A 16,577-nucleotide genomic window follows, 5' to 3' on the forward strand; every position below is an offset into this window, starting at 1 on the left:
GCAGGGCCCGGTGTAACAGTTCGGCCTGCCTTTCAGCTCCTGCCAGCCGAAGCGCACAGGGCACAGTAGCCTAGAGCTATGCCCGAGCAACCGAGCTGGAAGGAACGATTCCAAGATGAGCACCACGAGCAAGTTCACGCACTGGCAGCGCACCGAGTCGCAATTCCTGGCCGCTGACCCGCAAGCCGTCTACTCGATCGTGGGCAACCTGTCGCAGACCGGGCAGTGGATGAAGAGCTTCGACGGCTTCATTGTGCACGATGACCAGCGCGGGGTGGGCACCAAGGTCGACCTGCTGCCGCCGGGCAAGCTCTTCGGCCCATTGCACCGCAGCACCGCCCCGTCGGGTTCCATCACCCGGCGCAACCAGGACACCTTGATGGTGGAGTTCACCCAGCCGCAGCCCGCCGGCGAGATGGTCTTGCGCTGGCAGGTCGAGCCGTTTGAGCACGGCTGCGTGCTGCGCTTCACCGTTGAGCTCAACGGCCCAGGCACCACCGCCTTCAAATTCACCGTGGCCAACGCGTTGTGCAAGGACTTCGCCATCGCCGCGGCCCGCCTCTACCGGATCATCGCCCCGAGCGCGCACCGCAAGCGCGATGCCCAGGTGGTCATCTCCGGCGGACGCGGATTCCTCGGCCGCAACCTGGTCGCGGACCTGGTCTGCCGCGGACTCTCGGTTTCGGTGCTGACGCGCAACCCCGAGGATGGTTTCCCTGCCGAGCAGTACAGCTGGGACGGAGTCCACCAGGGTGCCTGGGCCAATGTGCTGGCCAGCAAGCATCCGGTGCACCTGGTCAACCTGGCCGGCGAGCGCGTCGACAAGCGCAACACCCCGGAAAACCTGGCGGCGCTCACCGGTTCGCGCGTGGCCTCCACCCAGACCTTGGCCGAAGCCGCTGCGGCGGCACCGAAGCTTGCCACCTGGATCCAGGCCAGCACCACCGCGATCTTCGGCGATGCCGGCGAAGAGGAGCTGACCGAATCCAGCCCGGTTCCCACCGACCAGCGCGCCCTGCCGGAAATGACCGGGGTCGCCTCCGCCTGGGAACAAGCCTTCACCGAAGCCGAGGTCAATGCCGAGCAGCGCTACCTGCTGCGCACCTCGCTGGTGATGCACCCCGACGCTCCCCTGCTCGGCCCGCTGAACCTGCTGGTGAACACCGGTCTGGGCGGTCCGATGGGAGATGGCAAGCAGTGGTTCAGCTGGATCGGGCTGGAAGACTGGTTGCGCCTGATCCGCTGCCTGCTCGGCTTCGAGGAACCGCCCATCCCTGCCGGCCTGGTGCACGCCGCCTGCCCGAAACCGCTGCGCAATACCGAGGTTATGGCCGCCCTGCGTTCCATCGCCGGGCTGCCTGGCCTGCCCACCGGCTCGCTGCTGCCAAAAATCGGCGCGGCGGTCATGGGCTCCAACGCCCGGGTCGCGTTGACCGGGCGCAAGGTCACCAGCGAAGTGCTGGAGCAGGCCGGATTCGAATTCCAGCAGCTGGATTTCGCGGCCACGGTGTCCAGCTAGCCGCCGCGCGTTGCCGCAATAAGGAGTAATCTTCACCTCGCGTTGATCCCGCACCCGCCGTTGCATGCCAAGTCACAGGCTGCAACGGCGGGAGCGGGCGCAATGTTCACCACGCGTTAAGCAGAACGTGTGCCGGTGCTTACGAAGAGCGCTGAGCATGAAACTGTCACGCATTGCGCCGTGCCATTGCCCTACTTCGGACAGTTTCAAAGGACATCTCCACATCATGGCCAACATTCTTGAAGCCCACCCCCCGGCTTCTCGCCACCGCATGCCCAAACCCAGCGACCTCGACAAGCTGCGTCACAAGGCACGCACCGTCACCGATCAGCTCAGCGCCAACGTCGCGGTCGACGCGGCCTACAACGAGTCCGAACCGGCAAATCTCCCGGCCAAGGTCCTGCGCATGGACCGCAAACTGAAGAACATTAGCGAAGTCCGCCATTTCTTCCGCACCAACACCACCCCGATCTTCTTCCTCGGCGCAACCCCGGTCAATCTGCTGGGCCTTGACCGCTGGGTCCGCAAATTCAGCTACATCACCTACTACGACGGCTGGGACGGCCACCACCCGCGGGTCTTCACCCCCGCCGAGAAGCCCTATGTCGATTTCCAGAGCGCCGAAGAGATCAATAACTGGCTGCTGGAGAACTCCGAGGTCCGCGAATACATCGATTCCCAGTGCACCCCTGGCGGTCCGAGCCCGAAGATCGCGATGGTCTTCTTCGACGAGGAAACCGAAGCGATCTGCGAGGAACTGGGCTACGACCTGATCCTGCCTTCGGCCGCCCTGCGCACCGAACTGGATTCCAAGATCATCACCACCAAGCTGGGCAATGCGGCCGGCGCGCCATCGGTGCCCAATGTGCTGGGCACCGCTGATAGCTACGAGGAGCTCATGGAACTGGCTGAGGAAGCCGGCCTGGGCGATGACCTGGTGGTGCAGACCCCCTACGGCGATTCGGGCAAGACCACCTTCTTCATCGATTCCAGGGCGCAGTTCAAGCAGCATTCCAAGAACATCATCGGCGAGCAGCTGAAGATCATGAAGCGCATCAACAACCAGCCCGTGGCCGTTGAAGCGGTGCTGACCGAATGCGGCACCGTGGTCGGCCCGATCCTGACCGAGCTGGCCGGGTACAAGGAGCTGACCCCGTACAAGGGCGGCTGGTGCGGCAACGAGATGCACCCGGATGTGGTCACCGACTCCCAGCGCTCGCGCGCCATCGACCTGGTGCGCAAGGTCGGCAACGGACTGAAGGACACCGGCTACCGCGGCTTTTTCGAAGTGGACGTGCTGGTGGACACCGACACCGACGAGGTGTACCTCGGCGAGCTGAACCCGCGCATCTCCGGAGCCAGCGCCATCACCAACGTCACCGCCGGAGCCTACGCCGATGTGCCGTTGTTCCTCTTCCACCTGCTCGAATACCTCGATGTGGAATTCGAACTGGATGTCGACGAGATCAATGCCCGCTGGGAAGAAATGAGCGGGGCCGATGTGTGGAGCCACATGATCATCAAGGAAACCGATGACATCCTGCAGTACATCACCCACGCGCCGCGCACCGGGAACTACTACCTCGACTCGCGGGGCAAGCTGCAGTTCTCCCGTTCTGCCCTGGACTGGCACCAGCTGCAGACCCACAAGGAAGCATTCTTCCTGCGCATCTACGGCGTGGAGGATTACCGATGGAAGGGAGCCGATCTTGGGGTCCTGGTCACCAAGGCCAAGCTGCAGTACGAAGGCAAGAAGAAAACCAAGCTCAGCATCGATGCCAAGCACTTCATCTCCTGCATCCGATCCCAATACAAGGGAATTGACGTTCCGCCAGCAGAGCATGGCAACTGAAGCGACTGATGCCGCCGGGCACATGGCGGCCAATCTGGCAGGTCCTCCCAGCAAGGCGCTGAACATCGCCACCTGGCAGTACCCGCAGAACATCAAGCGCTCTTTCCAGAACATCGCCCGGATCCATCCCACCGTGAAGGTTTCGCGCGGAGACGGCCCGATTGTCAGGCTGCACTTGGCCGAGGAGAAGCTGGGCAAGCTGGAAGTTGCCAAAGCGAGCATTACCGACCCTGCACTGACCGTGCGCGGTGTAATGCACGCGACGAATACCGATGCCGTGCTGGTCATGCACAATGGACGGATCCTCTGGGAGAAGTACTACAACACCATGACCTCGCTGACCGATCATCTGCTGATGTCGGTCAGCAAGACCCTGGTGGGCTCCCTGGCCGGTGCGCTGGTGGATGCCGGAAAGCTCGATACCGAGCAGACGGTGACCACCTACGTGCCGGCCTTGGAGCGCAGCGGCTATGCCGGCGCCCGCGTGCGTGACCTGCTGGATATGCGTTCGGGGATCAAGTTTTCCGAGGAGTACCTGGATCCGCAGGCCGAGGTGCGCCAGCTGGAGGAAGCCATCGGCTGGGCGCCGGAGCGTGGCGGCATCGGCCCGATCGGGATGTACGAGTTCCTGCTGACCCTGCAGGCCAAGGGACCGCACGGCTCGGTGTTCGAATACCGTTCCTGCGAAACCGATGCCCTGGGCTGGGTGCTGGAAGCGGCCGGTGGCGCCCCGATGCAGGAACTGCTTTCGGACTATGTCTGGTCCAAGCTCGGGGCCCAGCAAGATCTGGTGATGGGTGTTGACCAGTTCGGCACCGGCATGTTCGATGGCGGATTCAACGCCTGCCTGCGCGATTTGGCGCGATTCGGCCATCTCTATGTCAATGGCGGGCGGGCGCTGACCGGCAAGCAGGTGCTCTCCGAGGCATGGATTGCCGATACCTTCATCGATGATCTCGCGCTGGTCCAGGCATTCGCCCAATCGCCGGGCGACAACATGATGCCCGGCGGGCACTACCGGAACCAGATCTGGTTCCCGAACCCTGCCACCGGGGCCGCGGTGGCCCTGGGCATCCATGGCCAGATGATCTACATGGATCCGGCGACCAAGCTGGTCGCGGTCAAGCTCTCCAGCTGGCCGCTGCCGCAGGATGCTTCCAAGCTGTTCCCGACCATTCGCGCATTCGAGGCGATCTCGGCGCATCTGGCGGAACGGAAAATATAGCCTCCAGGCCACTGTCCAAGGCCCTGGTTTGCGCATCGTGCGCGAACCAGGGCCTAGGACGTTGTGCCGGCGGCCATCCTGCGCTCCAGCTCCTGCACAACTGATGCGCGAATCCGCCCGGCAAAACCGGGCGGATTCGCACTGTGTTCAGCTCAAGCCGCTCTGCACGCTCAGGACTGCTGCGCCGCGACCTGTTCCAGGGCTTCGCAGGTGAACACCTGGTAGCCCAAGTCCTGGTGGTACCCGTGGATCTCGCGGGTATCTAGCCGGTCCATGTAGTCCAAGATGCCCAAGGTGATCTCCTGCCCCGGAACCAGCACCGGGAAGCCCGGCGGGTACGGGGTGACGAACACGGCCGAGACCACGCGGTCCCCCGCCAGCAGCTGGGTACGGATCTGCGCCGAGGACAGGAAATGCGTCGCCGGATCCTGGTAAGTCAGGTAGTAGGCCGAGCGCATGTCGCCGCTTCCGCCGCCTCCGGAGAATTCAGGAGCGAAGGCGCTGAAGTCCGGCAGTGGAATCTCTTCGGTCGCAGACTTCTTCCCCAGCGCCAGCACGCGGCCATCCAGCCGGCGCTTGCGATCCAGTTCCTCGGCGATCTTCACCAGCACCTCGATCAGGTGCGCCACTGCGGAACGCGTGGTGCCGATATTGGTCATCAGCAGCACCGAGGTGCGGCTGGTCTTGTTGACCTGGATCGAGTGCCCATCCATCAGGTACTCGTGCTTGAAGGTGTCCCCGTCCACGCCGGTGCGGCTGATGTCCAGGGTCAAGCGCGAGGGATCCACCACGAACTCGTCTGCCGCCCAGGCTTCGTCCCAAGCCGCCAGGCCGTCGCGCACCGGGTTCTGCGTCGCGGACTGACGGTACTTCTGCGGAATCAGATCCGTCGAGTGCAGGATCTTGAAATACTTGCCCAGCAGCTCGTTGCGCGCCATGGCCCGCGAAATCGACTGCGCCAAATCGACCTGTCGCTGCACCAGCTCATAGCCTTCCAGCTCTGCCTGCCGGCGGCCGATATCCAGCGAGGCGAGGATCTGGTAGTTCGGCGAGGTGGAGGTGTGGGTCATGTAGGCCTCGCGGAAGGCGTTGAGGTTGCGCACCGCGAAATCCTGGTCATAGATGTGGATCATCGAGCCCTGGCGCAAGGAGGTCAGGGTCTTGTGCGTGGACTGGGTGGAATACACGCGCAGGCGGACCTGCTCCGGATCCGGAATCAACCGGGTGTCCAGCCAGGCCTGGTCATTCTCCGGGTGCGCAATGCTCCCCGGTTCCGGCAGCGAAGCCTGCTGCGCGGCGTAGCGCTCGCGGTATTCGGCGCTGTCCAGTTCTGCTTCCAGCACCCCAGCCACGGTCATCGCGGTGCGCCGTCGGTACACCGGGTGGAACCCGGCGAAGGCGAACCAGGCCTCGTCCCAGAGGAATACCAAATCGGGTTTGATCGCCAGGCATTCTTCCATCACCCGGCGCGGGTCATAGATGATCCCGTCGAAGGTGCAGTTGGTCAGCGTCAGCATCTTGACCTTGTACAGCAGGCCCTCGCGGCGCAACTGCAGCAGCCGTCCCTTGATCTCTTCCAGCGGCACCGCCCCGTACATGGAGTGCTCGTTGAGCGGGTAGGCCTCCAGGTAACTCACGTTCGCTCCGGCCAGCACCAGGGAATAGTGGTGCGACTTGTGGCAGTTGCGGTCCACCAGCACGATGTCCCCCGGTGCGAGGATCGACTGGTGCACGATCTTGTTGGCCGTCGAGGTGCCGTTGGTGACGAAGTAGGTTCGGTGGCTGCCGAAAGCGCGGGCCGCCAGCTCGTGGGCCTTCTTGATGGAGCTTTGCGGGTCCAACAGGGAATCGAGCCCGCCGGAAGTGGCCGAGGTCTCGGCCAGCAGCAGGTTCTTGCCGTAGAAGTCCACCAGGTCACGGGCCCATGGGGAGTTCTGCACCGATCCCGCACGGGAAATCGGCATGGCGTGGAAGACCCCGCCGGGCCGCTTGGCGTACTTTTGCAGGGCGTTGAAGAACGGGGTCTGGTAGCGTTCGAGCACTTCCGAGACAATCGACAGGTGCAGGTCCATCCGGTCGTTGCGTGAGAAGATCCTTCGGAAGCGCCCGGTGATTTCGTGGGCGATGGATTCCAACGCAACTCCCGCGATCAGGTACACCGGAACTTCGGGCCGCAACTGGTCAAGGATGTTTTCCAAATCCAGCAGGCCGCGGATCTGCTTGGTGGATTGGAAGTAGCCCTCCATCCGCCGGGCAATGAAATTCTTGAGCGTCGAGGAGAGCCGGCGGCGCGTGCAGACATCAAAGCGGGCAGTCAGCACGACCGTCTGGATGCCGGGATTGATCAGGATCGCGGCCAAGGCGTCTTCCACGCTGGGCACCACCACGAAGTTGTAGTGGAAAGGATCGGTGTGCTGGCGCTGTTCGGCGATTTCGTCCTTGAAACGCTCAATTTCTTCCGCAGGCCCATTGTCCACCAGCAGGATTTCCACCATCGGGACCTGCGCCTTGCCGTGGCCCGGCGCGACATTGCCCAGCTGGGCCGGATCCGTTTCCGCCCCTTCGTGGCCGTCCATGTCCACGTATTGGGTCTGGTTCCTGAAGGCCTGGTTCGCTTGGTAGACCAGCTTCATGGCATCTTCATACTGCCCGCCGGACATGAGCCGGGAAACCTCGTTGAAGTATTCGATGCCGGGATTCGCCCAGTACGGTTCGATGGCTGCCAGCAGCCCCATCAACCGGCCGGCTTCCACCTCATGTTCTGTGCGGCGTTCTTCCTTTTGGTATTCAGAAGAAATTTCGCTGAGTACATAACCCAAGTGCTCCCACGCATCCTTGCGCTTGCGCCACGCGCTTTCGGGCGTCGCCGTTCCTTGGTTCGTCCCGTAGGTCAACCTCTTGCTCACGGTTGCCGGTCTTCCTTTCGCCCCTGCAGAGTTAACTGGTTGTTAACCGCGCGAGCACAGCTGCCGCGCTCGGTATCGTGAGACTATGCCACTTCCGGAACCGTTTCGGCGATATTACGCATTATTTTCGTCATTCGATGAAGTGTTCACCCAGCGTTTACCGCAGGTGGAATGAACCGGAACCAAGAGCCAGAAACCGGTGAATTATCGCTGAATTCTTTTGCCTTGCCGACCGCTCAGGATTCCGCGGGCTGCCCGCCGCGCTTGCGCGCCCCAAGCACCATCGAGGTGCGCAGCTGGACCATTTCACCCCAGTTGGTCTTGGCGATGAATTCATAGAGATCCCGCTGGGTCGGCACGGTGACATCGACCAGCAGCTGGGCATCACCGGCCACCGCTGCAACGTATCTGACCTGTGGCAATCCAGCGAGCAGGGTTCCCAGCGCATCCACATCGGCCGGGGAGACCTGGACCCAGAGCAGCGCTTCGACCTTGAACCCCATCAGTGCCGGGTCAACCAGCGCGCGGATGCTGATGTGCTCGCCGCGCAGTAGCCAGTCAAGCCGGCGGGAAACCGAGGTTTCGCTCATGCGCACCTGCCGGGAAATGGTCTCGATGCTGGCCCGTCCGTCCTTGCGCAGCACGTCGACGATGAGGTGATCGCTTTCGCCTAGCTCCCCGATAGGGTTCCATGCAGTTAATTCGCCTCCGACGCTGGGAGACAACGCCGTTTCCTGACCCTGGCTCAGTTCCCCGCCGCGCCAGGCGCGAATGGTCTTGAAGTATTTCAGGATCGGGTAGATCTGGATATTGCTCAGGCCCGGGGTCGCTGGTAGCTGCAGCGTGAGGATGTCTTGCAGTCCGCCGTCATAGTGCAGTTCGCTCACGACGTCGCTTTCACCGGTGACCATGTAGGTGAAGCTGGTGTCGGATCGCGCCGAGAGCGCCTGGCTTGCGACCGGGATCGTTCCCGGCGCGCAGCTCAGCGAGGCGATGACAGCGCCGGCGCGATGGGATATGGCCGCGATCTTCACCTTGCCCTGCTCAAGCATTGCTGAACCATAGCGGGCAACAGTGCGTTCCGGTTCGCCAATCACCCGGGCGATCTTGCGCCACGTCGCACGACCGTCCACCTGTAGCGCGACGACAATTCGGCGTTCCAGGTCACTGAGCTCGGTCAAATCCGACATCGTTCCTACTTTCAGGCCACAACCGCCATCTATCGCCAGTGCTACTGCGAATTATACGGAAAAACTCCCGAATGTTTCGTCGAAATCCCCGTGATTTACGAGGCCCAGAGTGCCAATTTGGAGGAATTGGCCAGATTTATGGCCAATCAGCCCACATCTTGCCAGAAGCATTCTGATCCCGGATCGTTGAACCCGAAAGAGATCCACCTCACATTGATTTTCAGACCCTAGGAGCGCAAATGAATCCGCAACTCGTCATGGCGGCAGGTGATCCTGGTTCAACCGATATCTGGGCTGTCGCCAACTCCCCCGTTCTCTGGATCTGCGCTCTGGGCGTCTTCGCGGTCATCTTCGTCCAGTGCATCCTGTACTCGCGTGCAGCGAAGAAGGCCGCCCCGCACGTGGACATGCCAATCAATGAGGTCAAGGAATCCTTCCGCGCTGGCGCGGTAGCCTCCATCGGGCCTTCGCTGGCCGTGGTCCTCGTGGCTATTGCCCTGCTGGCCCTGTTCGGCACTCCGGCGGTCCTGGTCCGCATCGGCCTGATCGGCTCCGCCGCCGCCGAGACCGGTTCAGCGAGCATTGCGGCCAGCACCATGGGCGCCCAGCTGGGCGGCGACAGCTACACGCAGCAGGTCTTCGGCGTCGCATTCATGGCGATGAGCCTGTCCGGCGCAATGTGGATGATCTGCACGCTGATCATGACACCGCTGCTGAAGAAGGGCGGCTCCACGCTGGCCAAGCGCAACCCGGCAGTGATGGCGCTGATCCCCACCGCCGCCCTGCTCGGCGCCTTCTCCGCCCTGACCATCGCCGAGCTGCCCAAGTCCAATGTGCACCTGATCCTGGTCGGCATCTCCGCTGCGGCCATGGGCTTGTGCCTCTACCTGGCCAAGGTGCTGGAGCTCAAGTGGCTGAAGGAATGGGCCCTGGGCATCTCGATCGTCATCTCCATCGTCGCCGCCTACTTCCTGCACACCGCCTAAGGACCGATCATGACTACGACATCCCAATTGTCCAGCGCCGACGCTTCGATGGCGCGCTTCGAGAAGCAGACTTCCCGCTACGGGTCCATCACGATGCTCATCGGCTTGGTCCTGTCCCTGATCGGCCCGATCTACATCGCTTTCTTCAGCGGGCTGGAGATCACCAGCACAATGATCTGGGTGGCCTTCCTGACCGTAGCCGGCACCTTCGGGGTGCTCTGGTTCGTCGAGCCGCTGACCTATTTCCCCATCCTGGGTTCGGCCGCCATGTACCAGGCCTTCATGATCGGCAACATCTCCAACAAGCTGCTGCCCGCGGCTATCGTGGCGCAATCGACCATTGGCGCCAGGCCCGGAACCAAGCGCGGCGACCTGGCCGCGGTGATGGCCATCTGCGGTGCCGCCACCGTCCACCTGACCAGCTTGCTGCTGTTCGTCGGCCTGCTGGGCACCTGGCTGGTCTCCATGATCCCCGCCGAGGTCATTGATGTGGCCCGCCTGTACATCCTGCCGTCGCTGATGGGCGCGGTGCTCGTGCAATGCATCGTGGCCATGAAGTCCCTGCGCCCGACGGTCATCGCGATCGTGCTGGCCTTGGTGATGAACTTCGTCGTTGTCCCGATGGCTCCGGCCATCGGCATGTTCGCCACCGCCATCGTGGTCATCGCCTCCATTGTCTTCTCCTGGGTCCTGCGCGACCGCAAGAAAATCCACACTTCAGAAAGCTAGAGGATCATCGCATGCTGAACACCTACGGACTCACCGACGCCGAAACCCAGGCCTTGCACGAGGACTACCTGCACCTGCACCGCAACCCGGAGCTATCCATGCAGGAGCACAACACCGCTGCGTTCGTCGAATCCAAGCTCAGCGAACTGGGCATCGAGCACTTCCGTTGCGGCGGCACCGGCGTGGTGGGCATCCTGCGCAACGGCGAGGGCCCGGTGGTGGCTTTCCGTGCCGACAGCGACGGCTTGCCGATCGCCGAGGACACCAAGGTCGACTACGCCTCCACCGCCACGGGCTTTTTGGCAGATGGAACCGAGGTCCCGGTCATGCACGGCTGCGGACACGACACCCATGTGGCCAGCGCTCTGGGCGCGGCCCGGGTGCTGGTGCGCAGCACCGATGTGTGGGCCGGCACCGTGGTGTTCATCTTCCAGCCCGGCGAGGAAACCAGCGCGGGAGCCGCCGCAATGCTCGCCGATGGACTGTGGGATCGGGCACCGCGGCCAACCGTGGTCCTCGGCCAGCACGTATTCCCCTTTGCCACCGGCACCATCCATATCACCCCGGAATCGGCGATGGCCATGGCCAACTCGCTGGAGGTCACCCTCTACGGCAAGCAGGCCCACGGTTCCCAGCCGCAGGATTCCATCGACCCGATTGTGCTGGGCGCCAGTATCATCACCCGGCTGCAGACCATCACCTCGCGCGAGCTGCATCCGCTGGATTCGGCCGTGGTCACCTGCGGCTCCTTCCACGCGGGCCTGAAGGAAAATATCATCCCCGACACCGCGGTATTCACGCTGAACATCCGCACGCTCACCGAGCCGGTGCGCGAGAAGGTCCTGGAAGCAGTCACCCGGATCATCAATGCCGAGGCGGATGCCTCAGGGGCACCTCGGCCGAAGATCGAGCAGCTCTACACCTTCCCGCGGCTGTACAACGACCCGGAGCACACCGGCAATGTCGTCGGCGCGCTGCGCGAGGAGTTCGGCGAGGAACAGGTCCGCCTGGTGCCGCCGCTGATGGGATCCGAGGACTTCGGTTCGCTGGGCGATGCCATCGGCGTGCCGTATGTGTTCTGGATGTTCGGCGGCGCCGACCCGCAGGACCCGGCACCAGCAGGCAACCACTCCCCGTTCTTCCTGCCTGAGTACCGTCGAGCGTTGGATTCCGGCGTGCGCGCAGCCTTGGCCGGAATTCGCCATTATCTCGGCGCCTAACTAGCCAACAAGAGCACGTAGGGCCTGGGTGAAGGAAAATTTCCTTCACCCAGGCCCTGAGCTGTTTCAGCTCCCCGGCGTGTCAGAGCTGGGCGCGCCCGTCGAGGTAGGCGCCGAGCACCTGCAGCACGCCGTGCTCAAGGTTGGACGGCGCAGTGAAATTCGCGGCTTCGGCCACCACGGGATGCGCATTGGCCATCGCGAAGGAGTAGGTGGCGGCCTTGATCATTTCCAGGTCGTTGGGGTAGTCGCCGAAAACTGCTGTTTCATCGGCGCTGATTCCCAGCTTCTCCTGCAGCGCATTCAGGGCCAAGCCCTTGTGCACGCCATGGTTCATCGCATCGACCCAGTGGCTCCCCGAGATCACCACCTGCAGCGGAACTTCCAGCGCCGTCGCCATCTCCTGCACGGCACCGGTGCCGACGTTGACGGCCATCTTGATGATCTCGTCGTCGACCTGGGCCAGGTCTTCAACCACCTGCACTGCACGGTAATACGGTGCAATCGCGGCGGCGAACGCTTCATCGGCGCGCTCCACATAGGCGGTGCGGCGTCCGCACAGCACCAATCCGGCATCGAGCGCAGATTGCGCGCGGACGGCCTGGATGACCGCGTCAACCGAGGACTTACCGATGATGTTGGAGTAGATCTCGTTCTCGCCATGCATCACGACGGTGCCGTTCTCGGCAATGATCGCGATCTCGCCCAAGGGGGCGAACTGCTCGCGCAGGGTGGCGAACTGGCGCCCGGAAGCCGGCACGAACTTGATGCCGCGTTCCTGGAGCCGGTCGATGAGCGCCCAGGATGCCTCCGGGATTTGGCCCTCGCCGTCCAGGAAGGTGCCGTCCATGTCAACGGCGACGAGCTTGATCTGGGCGTTCGGGTCAATCGTATGCATAGGTTCCTAGTTGCCGGGATTCAGCGCGCGATGCGCGGCGCCCAATACCCCGGCGGCGTTGCTGAAGCGGGCGGGCACGATCTTGGCACGCAGTTCCAGCTGCGGCAGGAATTTCTCGTGGTCTTCGGAGATCGCTCCGCCGATAATGATCAGATCCGGGCTGCAGAGGAATTCCACGTGGGACAGGTAGCGCTGCAGGCGGGCGATGTACTGTTCCCAGCTGAGGTTTTCCTCGTGCATGACTCGCGCGGCGGCCTTGCTCTCGGCATTGAAGCCGTCGATTTCGAGGTGGCCGAATTCGACGTTAGGGAAGAGCACTCCGTCGCGGAAGAAGGCCGAGCCAATGCCGGTGCCCAGGGTCAGCAGCAAGGTGCTGCCCTTGACAGGCTTGCCATTCTCGGCTCCCGCACCCGCGTAGACCTCGGCGACGCCGGCGGCATCCGCGTCATTGAGCACAAAGACGTCGCGGCCCAGGAGCGCACTGAACGAGGCGGTGACATCCAAGCCGATCCAGGCCTTGTCGATATTGGCCGCCGAGTGCACGACGCCGTCGATGACGATGCCGGGCACGGTGACACCGGCGGGGATCCCGGCCAGCTCATCGCCGGTGAGCTCCTGCAGGTCGGCAATGATTCCTGTCATCACCTGGGCGACGGCCTCCGGATGCGCGCCTTCTGGGGTGGCGGCCTTGCTGAAGGTGCTCTCAACGAGCTTGCCGTCGGTTCCAACCAATCCGTACTTGATGGACGAGCCGCCCAGATCAAGGCCGATGGCAGCGAACTGCGACGTGGATGCCGATGCGTCAGATGGTGCCATCAGTGGTCTCCCCGGTGATGCAAATAGAATTTTAAGGACTCTTTACAATATATAGCTTGGATCACTTTGGTCAACGTGCCCGGTAGTTTTCCCACAAGTTGCCCAAGGCGAGTTCCCGGGCACCAGCCAGTGCCCCGCGTGCCGCGGCTTCGGTTCCCAATGCGGAAAGCTGCACATGGACCGGCTTGGGCAGCAACCCATTCAGCTCGCTCTCCAGTGCCGCGCACAATCCAGGGGTCAGGCCCGGACCGATGGCCACCACCCGCTGCGGATCGACGAAGCCAATCAAGTTCGCCAGGACCTGGCCGAACGGCGCAAGGAATGCCGGCCAGTTCCGTTCGTCGGCCAGCTTCTCCCAGAGCACGCGGGTCTGGAACATCCCCGCCTCGGCGAGCGCTTCGCGCAGGTTTGTCCCGCCCACCACCTGGGTCTCCAGCTCGCCAGCGGTGCCGTGCTTGCCGCGGTGCAGCGCACCGTCGATGACCAGTCCTGCGCCCAGGCCAGATCCGATATAGATCATCATCAAGGAGTCTGCTTGCTCGCCCGCTTCGGCCAGGGCCATCCAGTTCACGTCGTTATCCAGCAGCACCGGAACACCGTCAGCGAATTGGCCTGCAAGGTCAGCTCCGGAGGAAGGGAAAATCGGGGTAGCCAGCACGCGCAGCTCGCCATCGCGCTCCACCGGGGCCGATTGGCTCACGGCCGCGGCCAGCAGCGGGGAGCCGAGCTCGGCGGCCACGCGCGAAATCTCCCGGGCACCCATTTGCGCTACTTCCGCTGCAGTGGTTTGCGCGGTGAGCGGGTAGAGGCGGTCCACCAGGGTTTGCCCGGCCAGGTCGGTGGCGCGGACCTGCAGGAATTCAGCCTGCAGGCACAGGGCCAGCAGGTGGCCGAAGCTGCTGTCCAGCGCATAGTGCTCCGGTACGCGTCCGCGCTTGGGCTCGTTTTCCCGCTCGATGGCCAACGCCAACCCGTTCTCCTGCAGGCGCGAAATCGCCTGCGATGCGGTGGGCTTGGAGATGCCCAGATCCGCGGCGATCCGGGTCCGTGTCGCCGGGGCCTTGCAGAGGTAGTCGAAGACCCGGATGTCGGTCAGGGTTGCCAGGGCACGGGGCCCCGCAGTGGAATCAGTCACCCACCAATCCTACTGGGCTTCCGCCCCGATTCCGGGCAGCAGAACTTGGCGTACCGAGCGCCCGTCAGCCAGATCGTCGAGGGCTTCGTTGATCTGCGCCAGCGGTCTGGTCTCCACCAGCTTCTCTACCGGGAGCCTGCCTGAGCGCCAAAGCTGCTCGTAGTAGCCGATATCCTGCTTTGGCAGCGCAGAGCCCATATAGCTGCCGATAATCGTGCGGGCGCCGGCGGTCAGGGCCAATGGCTCGATGCTGCTCATCGCGCCCCGGGCCGGCAGCCCCACGGTCACCAGGGTTCCGCCCACGCCTGTGGCCTGCAATGCGGTTTCGAAGGCCCGCGGATGACCGGCGGCCTCAACCACGATCTGCGCACTGCGCTGCCCCAGCTCCTGCGGCGTGCAGGCTTCATCGGCACCCAAGGCCAGCGCGGTCGCCAGCTTCTGATCATTGGCATCAATGGCCAAGATCCTGCCGGTAGTCCGCTGCCCGGCGGCCACCAGCAAGGCGGCCATGCCCACTCCGCCCAGTCCAATGATGGCCACATCCTCGGCGCCTGTTGCCTTGGCGGCATTGCGCAGCGCGCCGCCGCCGGTGAGCACCGCGCACCCCAGCACCGCGGCCACCTCGGCCGGCACATCCGCGCCCACCGGTACCAGGCTGCGCGCATCCATCACCGCATAATCGGCAAAGGCCGAGACGCCCAGGTGGTGGTGGACCGGCTTGCCATCGAGCATCAGCCGGCGAGCGCCAGTCAGCAGGGTTCCAGCGGTGTTGGACGCGGTGCCGGCGCTGCACGGCAGCTTGCCTCCGGTGGCGCAGGCTGCGCAGTTCTCGCAGCGTGGCAGGAAGACCGAGATCACCTGCTGGCCGATGTCCAGCTGAACCCCTTCGCCAACCTGCTCGACGATGCCGGCCGATTCATGCCCGAGCACCATCGGCACCGGACGCGGCCGGTTCCCGTCGATGACCGACAAGTCCGAATGGCAGAGTCCGGCCGCGGTGATGCGCACCAGCACTTCCCCGGGGCCGGGGTCGCCCAGCTTCAGCTGGCGGATGGCCAGCGGCCGATGCTTGGCATAGGGGCGCTGGTTCTGCGTGTGCCCCAGCACCGCTGCCTGGATCTGGCGCATGCTCAGCCGGCAGCTGGCTGGTTGGCGTTGGCCGGTTCCGGGCTCCACCCGCGCACGGCGCCATCAGGCAGCAGGTTCTTCACGATCAGCGAGCAGTCCTTGTCCCCCAGCCCCTGCTCGATCAGTTCGTCGAAGTGCTCGCGGGCCAGGGTTGCTGCCGGCAGCCGCACGCCGGTGCTTTCTCCGGCATCCAAGGCCAGCCCGACATCCTTGCGTGCCAGATCGGTGCGGAAGGTCGCTTCGAAGTTGTTGTTTGCCGCAGCGGTATCGATGATGCCGGGCACCGGGTACCAAGTCTGCTGCGCCCAGGACCGGCCCGAGGAGACCGAGGCGATCTGCCAGAAGACCTCGGGATCCAGGCCCAATGCCTCGGCCAGCTGGGAACCTTCGGCGCTGGCCATCAGGTCGATGAACAGCATCATGTTGTTGCAGATCTTGGCTGCAATGCCCATCCCCGGACCGCCTGCGACGATGGTCTTGCCGCTCATCGGGGCGATGAATCCGCTGGCCCGGTCCATCAGTTCCGGCTCACCGCCGAGCATGAAGGCCAGGGTCCCCGCCGCTGCGCCGGAGATGCCGCCGGACACCGGGGCATCGACGAAGTGCAAGCCGCGCTGGGCGGAGCCTGCGTGGATATAGCGCGAGGTTTCGATGTCCACCGTGGAGGAATCCAGCAGGAGCATGTCCTTGGTGGCGTTGGCCCAGATGCCTGCCTCGCCCTCGTAGACCGAGTGCACGTGCGCGCCCTTGGGCAGCATGGTGAATACCGCGTCGGCATGCTCCATGGCCCCGGCTATCGAGCCGGAGATCTGCACCCCGCCTTCCGCCGCGGCGGCGCAGGCACCCTCGTCCAGGTCGTAGCCGCGTACCTGGTGCCCTGCGGCCACCAGATTCGCGGTCATCGGTCCACCCATGTTTCCCAGGCCAATCCATGCGTACGTGCTCATCTGCACACCCCTCATCCTTGAGTTTT

13 protein-coding genes are annotated in these 16,577 nt (G+C 63.8%); 6 read left to right on the forward strand and 7 right to left on the reverse strand.

Annotated elements, in window-relative coordinates:
* The first annotated feature begins 115 nt into the window (after positions 1 to 115).
* The 3 genes from ATK23_RS10110 (at position 116) to ATK23_RS10120 (ending at position 4,596) form a co-directional block, all read left to right on the forward strand.
* Entirely contained in the window at positions 116 to 1,519 is a 1,404-nt protein-coding gene (locus tag ATK23_RS10110; protein ID WP_066144756.1) for an NAD-dependent epimerase/dehydratase family protein, read from the forward strand.
* A gap of 226 nt (positions 1,520 to 1,745) precedes the next feature.
* Entirely contained in the window at positions 1,746 to 3,371 is a 1,626-nt protein-coding gene (locus ATK23_RS10115) for a biotin carboxylase (protein ID WP_066144758.1), read from the forward strand.
* Positions 3,361 to 4,596, forward strand: a complete 1,236-nt coding sequence (locus ATK23_RS10120; protein ID WP_083515733.1) for a serine hydrolase domain-containing protein — start codon at positions 3,361 to 3,363, stop codon at positions 4,594 to 4,596. The genes ATK23_RS10115 and ATK23_RS10120 overlap by 11 nt, the downstream gene beginning before the upstream one ends.
* A gap of 170 nt (positions 4,597 to 4,766) precedes the next feature.
* On the opposite strand, the gene ATK23_RS10125 is transcribed toward ATK23_RS10120, so the two are convergent.
* Together ATK23_RS10125 and ATK23_RS10130 are read right to left on the reverse strand one after the other, a co-directional pair.
* On the reverse strand, positions 4,767 to 7,502 hold the full coding sequence (locus ATK23_RS10125; RefSeq protein WP_066144761.1) for an aminotransferase class I/II-fold pyridoxal phosphate-dependent enzyme: 2,736 nt from the start codon (positions 7,500 to 7,502) through the stop codon (positions 4,767 to 4,769).
* Between the two features lie 236 nt (positions 7,503 to 7,738).
* A complete protein-coding gene (locus ATK23_RS10130; protein WP_066144764.1) occupies positions 7,739 to 8,692 on the reverse strand; it encodes an Lrp/AsnC family transcriptional regulator in 954 nt (317 codons plus the stop codon).
* Positions 8,693 to 8,931: 239 nt separating this feature from the next.
* Between ATK23_RS10130 and ATK23_RS10135 the strand changes: the two genes are divergently transcribed.
* Genes ATK23_RS10135 through ATK23_RS10145 form a run of 3 tightly spaced genes read left to right on the forward strand, consistent with a single transcriptional unit; the run spans position 8,932 to position 11,627 of the window.
* Entirely contained in the window at positions 8,932 to 9,678 is a 747-nt protein-coding gene (locus ATK23_RS10135) for a DUF5058 family protein (protein ID WP_066144767.1), read from the forward strand.
* 9 nt (positions 9,679 to 9,687) lie between these two features.
* Entirely contained in the window at positions 9,688 to 10,407 is a 720-nt protein-coding gene (locus ATK23_RS10140) for a hypothetical protein (protein WP_066144770.1), read from the forward strand.
* 11 nt (positions 10,408 to 10,418) lie between these two features.
* Entirely contained in the window at positions 10,419 to 11,627 is a 1,209-nt protein-coding gene (locus ATK23_RS10145) for an amidohydrolase (protein ID WP_066144772.1), read from the forward strand.
* 82 nt (positions 11,628 to 11,709) lie between these two features.
* Here the strand turns inward: ATK23_RS10145 and ATK23_RS10150 are convergent, their stop codons facing one another.
* The 5 genes from ATK23_RS10150 to mmsB form a co-directional block, all read right to left on the reverse strand.
* Positions 11,710 to 12,525 (reverse strand): Cof-type HAD-IIB family hydrolase, encoded by an 816-nt coding sequence (locus tag ATK23_RS10150; protein WP_100339265.1) that lies wholly within the window; start codon positions 12,523 to 12,525, stop codon positions 11,710 to 11,712.
* A 6-nt stretch (positions 12,526 to 12,531) separates the two neighbouring features.
* The gene (ppgK, locus tag ATK23_RS10155; protein ID WP_066141424.1) at positions 12,532 to 13,341 is read right to left on the reverse strand and encodes a polyphosphate--glucose phosphotransferase; all 810 of its coding nucleotides are present in this window, start codon (positions 13,339 to 13,341) and stop codon (positions 12,532 to 12,534) included.
* 70 nt (positions 13,342 to 13,411) lie between these two features.
* Entirely contained in the window at positions 13,412 to 14,476 is a 1,065-nt protein-coding gene (locus ATK23_RS10160) for an ROK family transcriptional regulator (RefSeq protein ID WP_066141427.1), read from the reverse strand.
* A gap of 9 nt (positions 14,477 to 14,485) precedes the next feature.
* Positions 14,486 to 15,604: an alcohol dehydrogenase catalytic domain-containing protein gene (locus ATK23_RS10165; RefSeq protein WP_066142502.1), complete on the reverse strand. Its 1,119-nt coding sequence runs from the start codon at positions 15,602 to 15,604 to the stop codon at positions 14,486 to 14,488.
* Between the two features lie 2 nt (positions 15,605 to 15,606).
* A complete protein-coding gene (gene mmsB / locus ATK23_RS10170; RefSeq protein ID WP_066141431.1) occupies positions 15,607 to 16,551 on the reverse strand; it encodes a 3-hydroxyisobutyrate dehydrogenase in 945 nt (314 codons plus the stop codon).
* Positions 16,552 to 16,577 lie beyond the last annotated feature (26 nt).

Source organism: Glutamicibacter nicotianae, from assembly GCF_002797775.1.
Classification (GTDB): domain Bacteria; phylum Actinomycetota; class Actinomycetes; order Actinomycetales; family Micrococcaceae; genus Glutamicibacter; species Glutamicibacter nicotianae.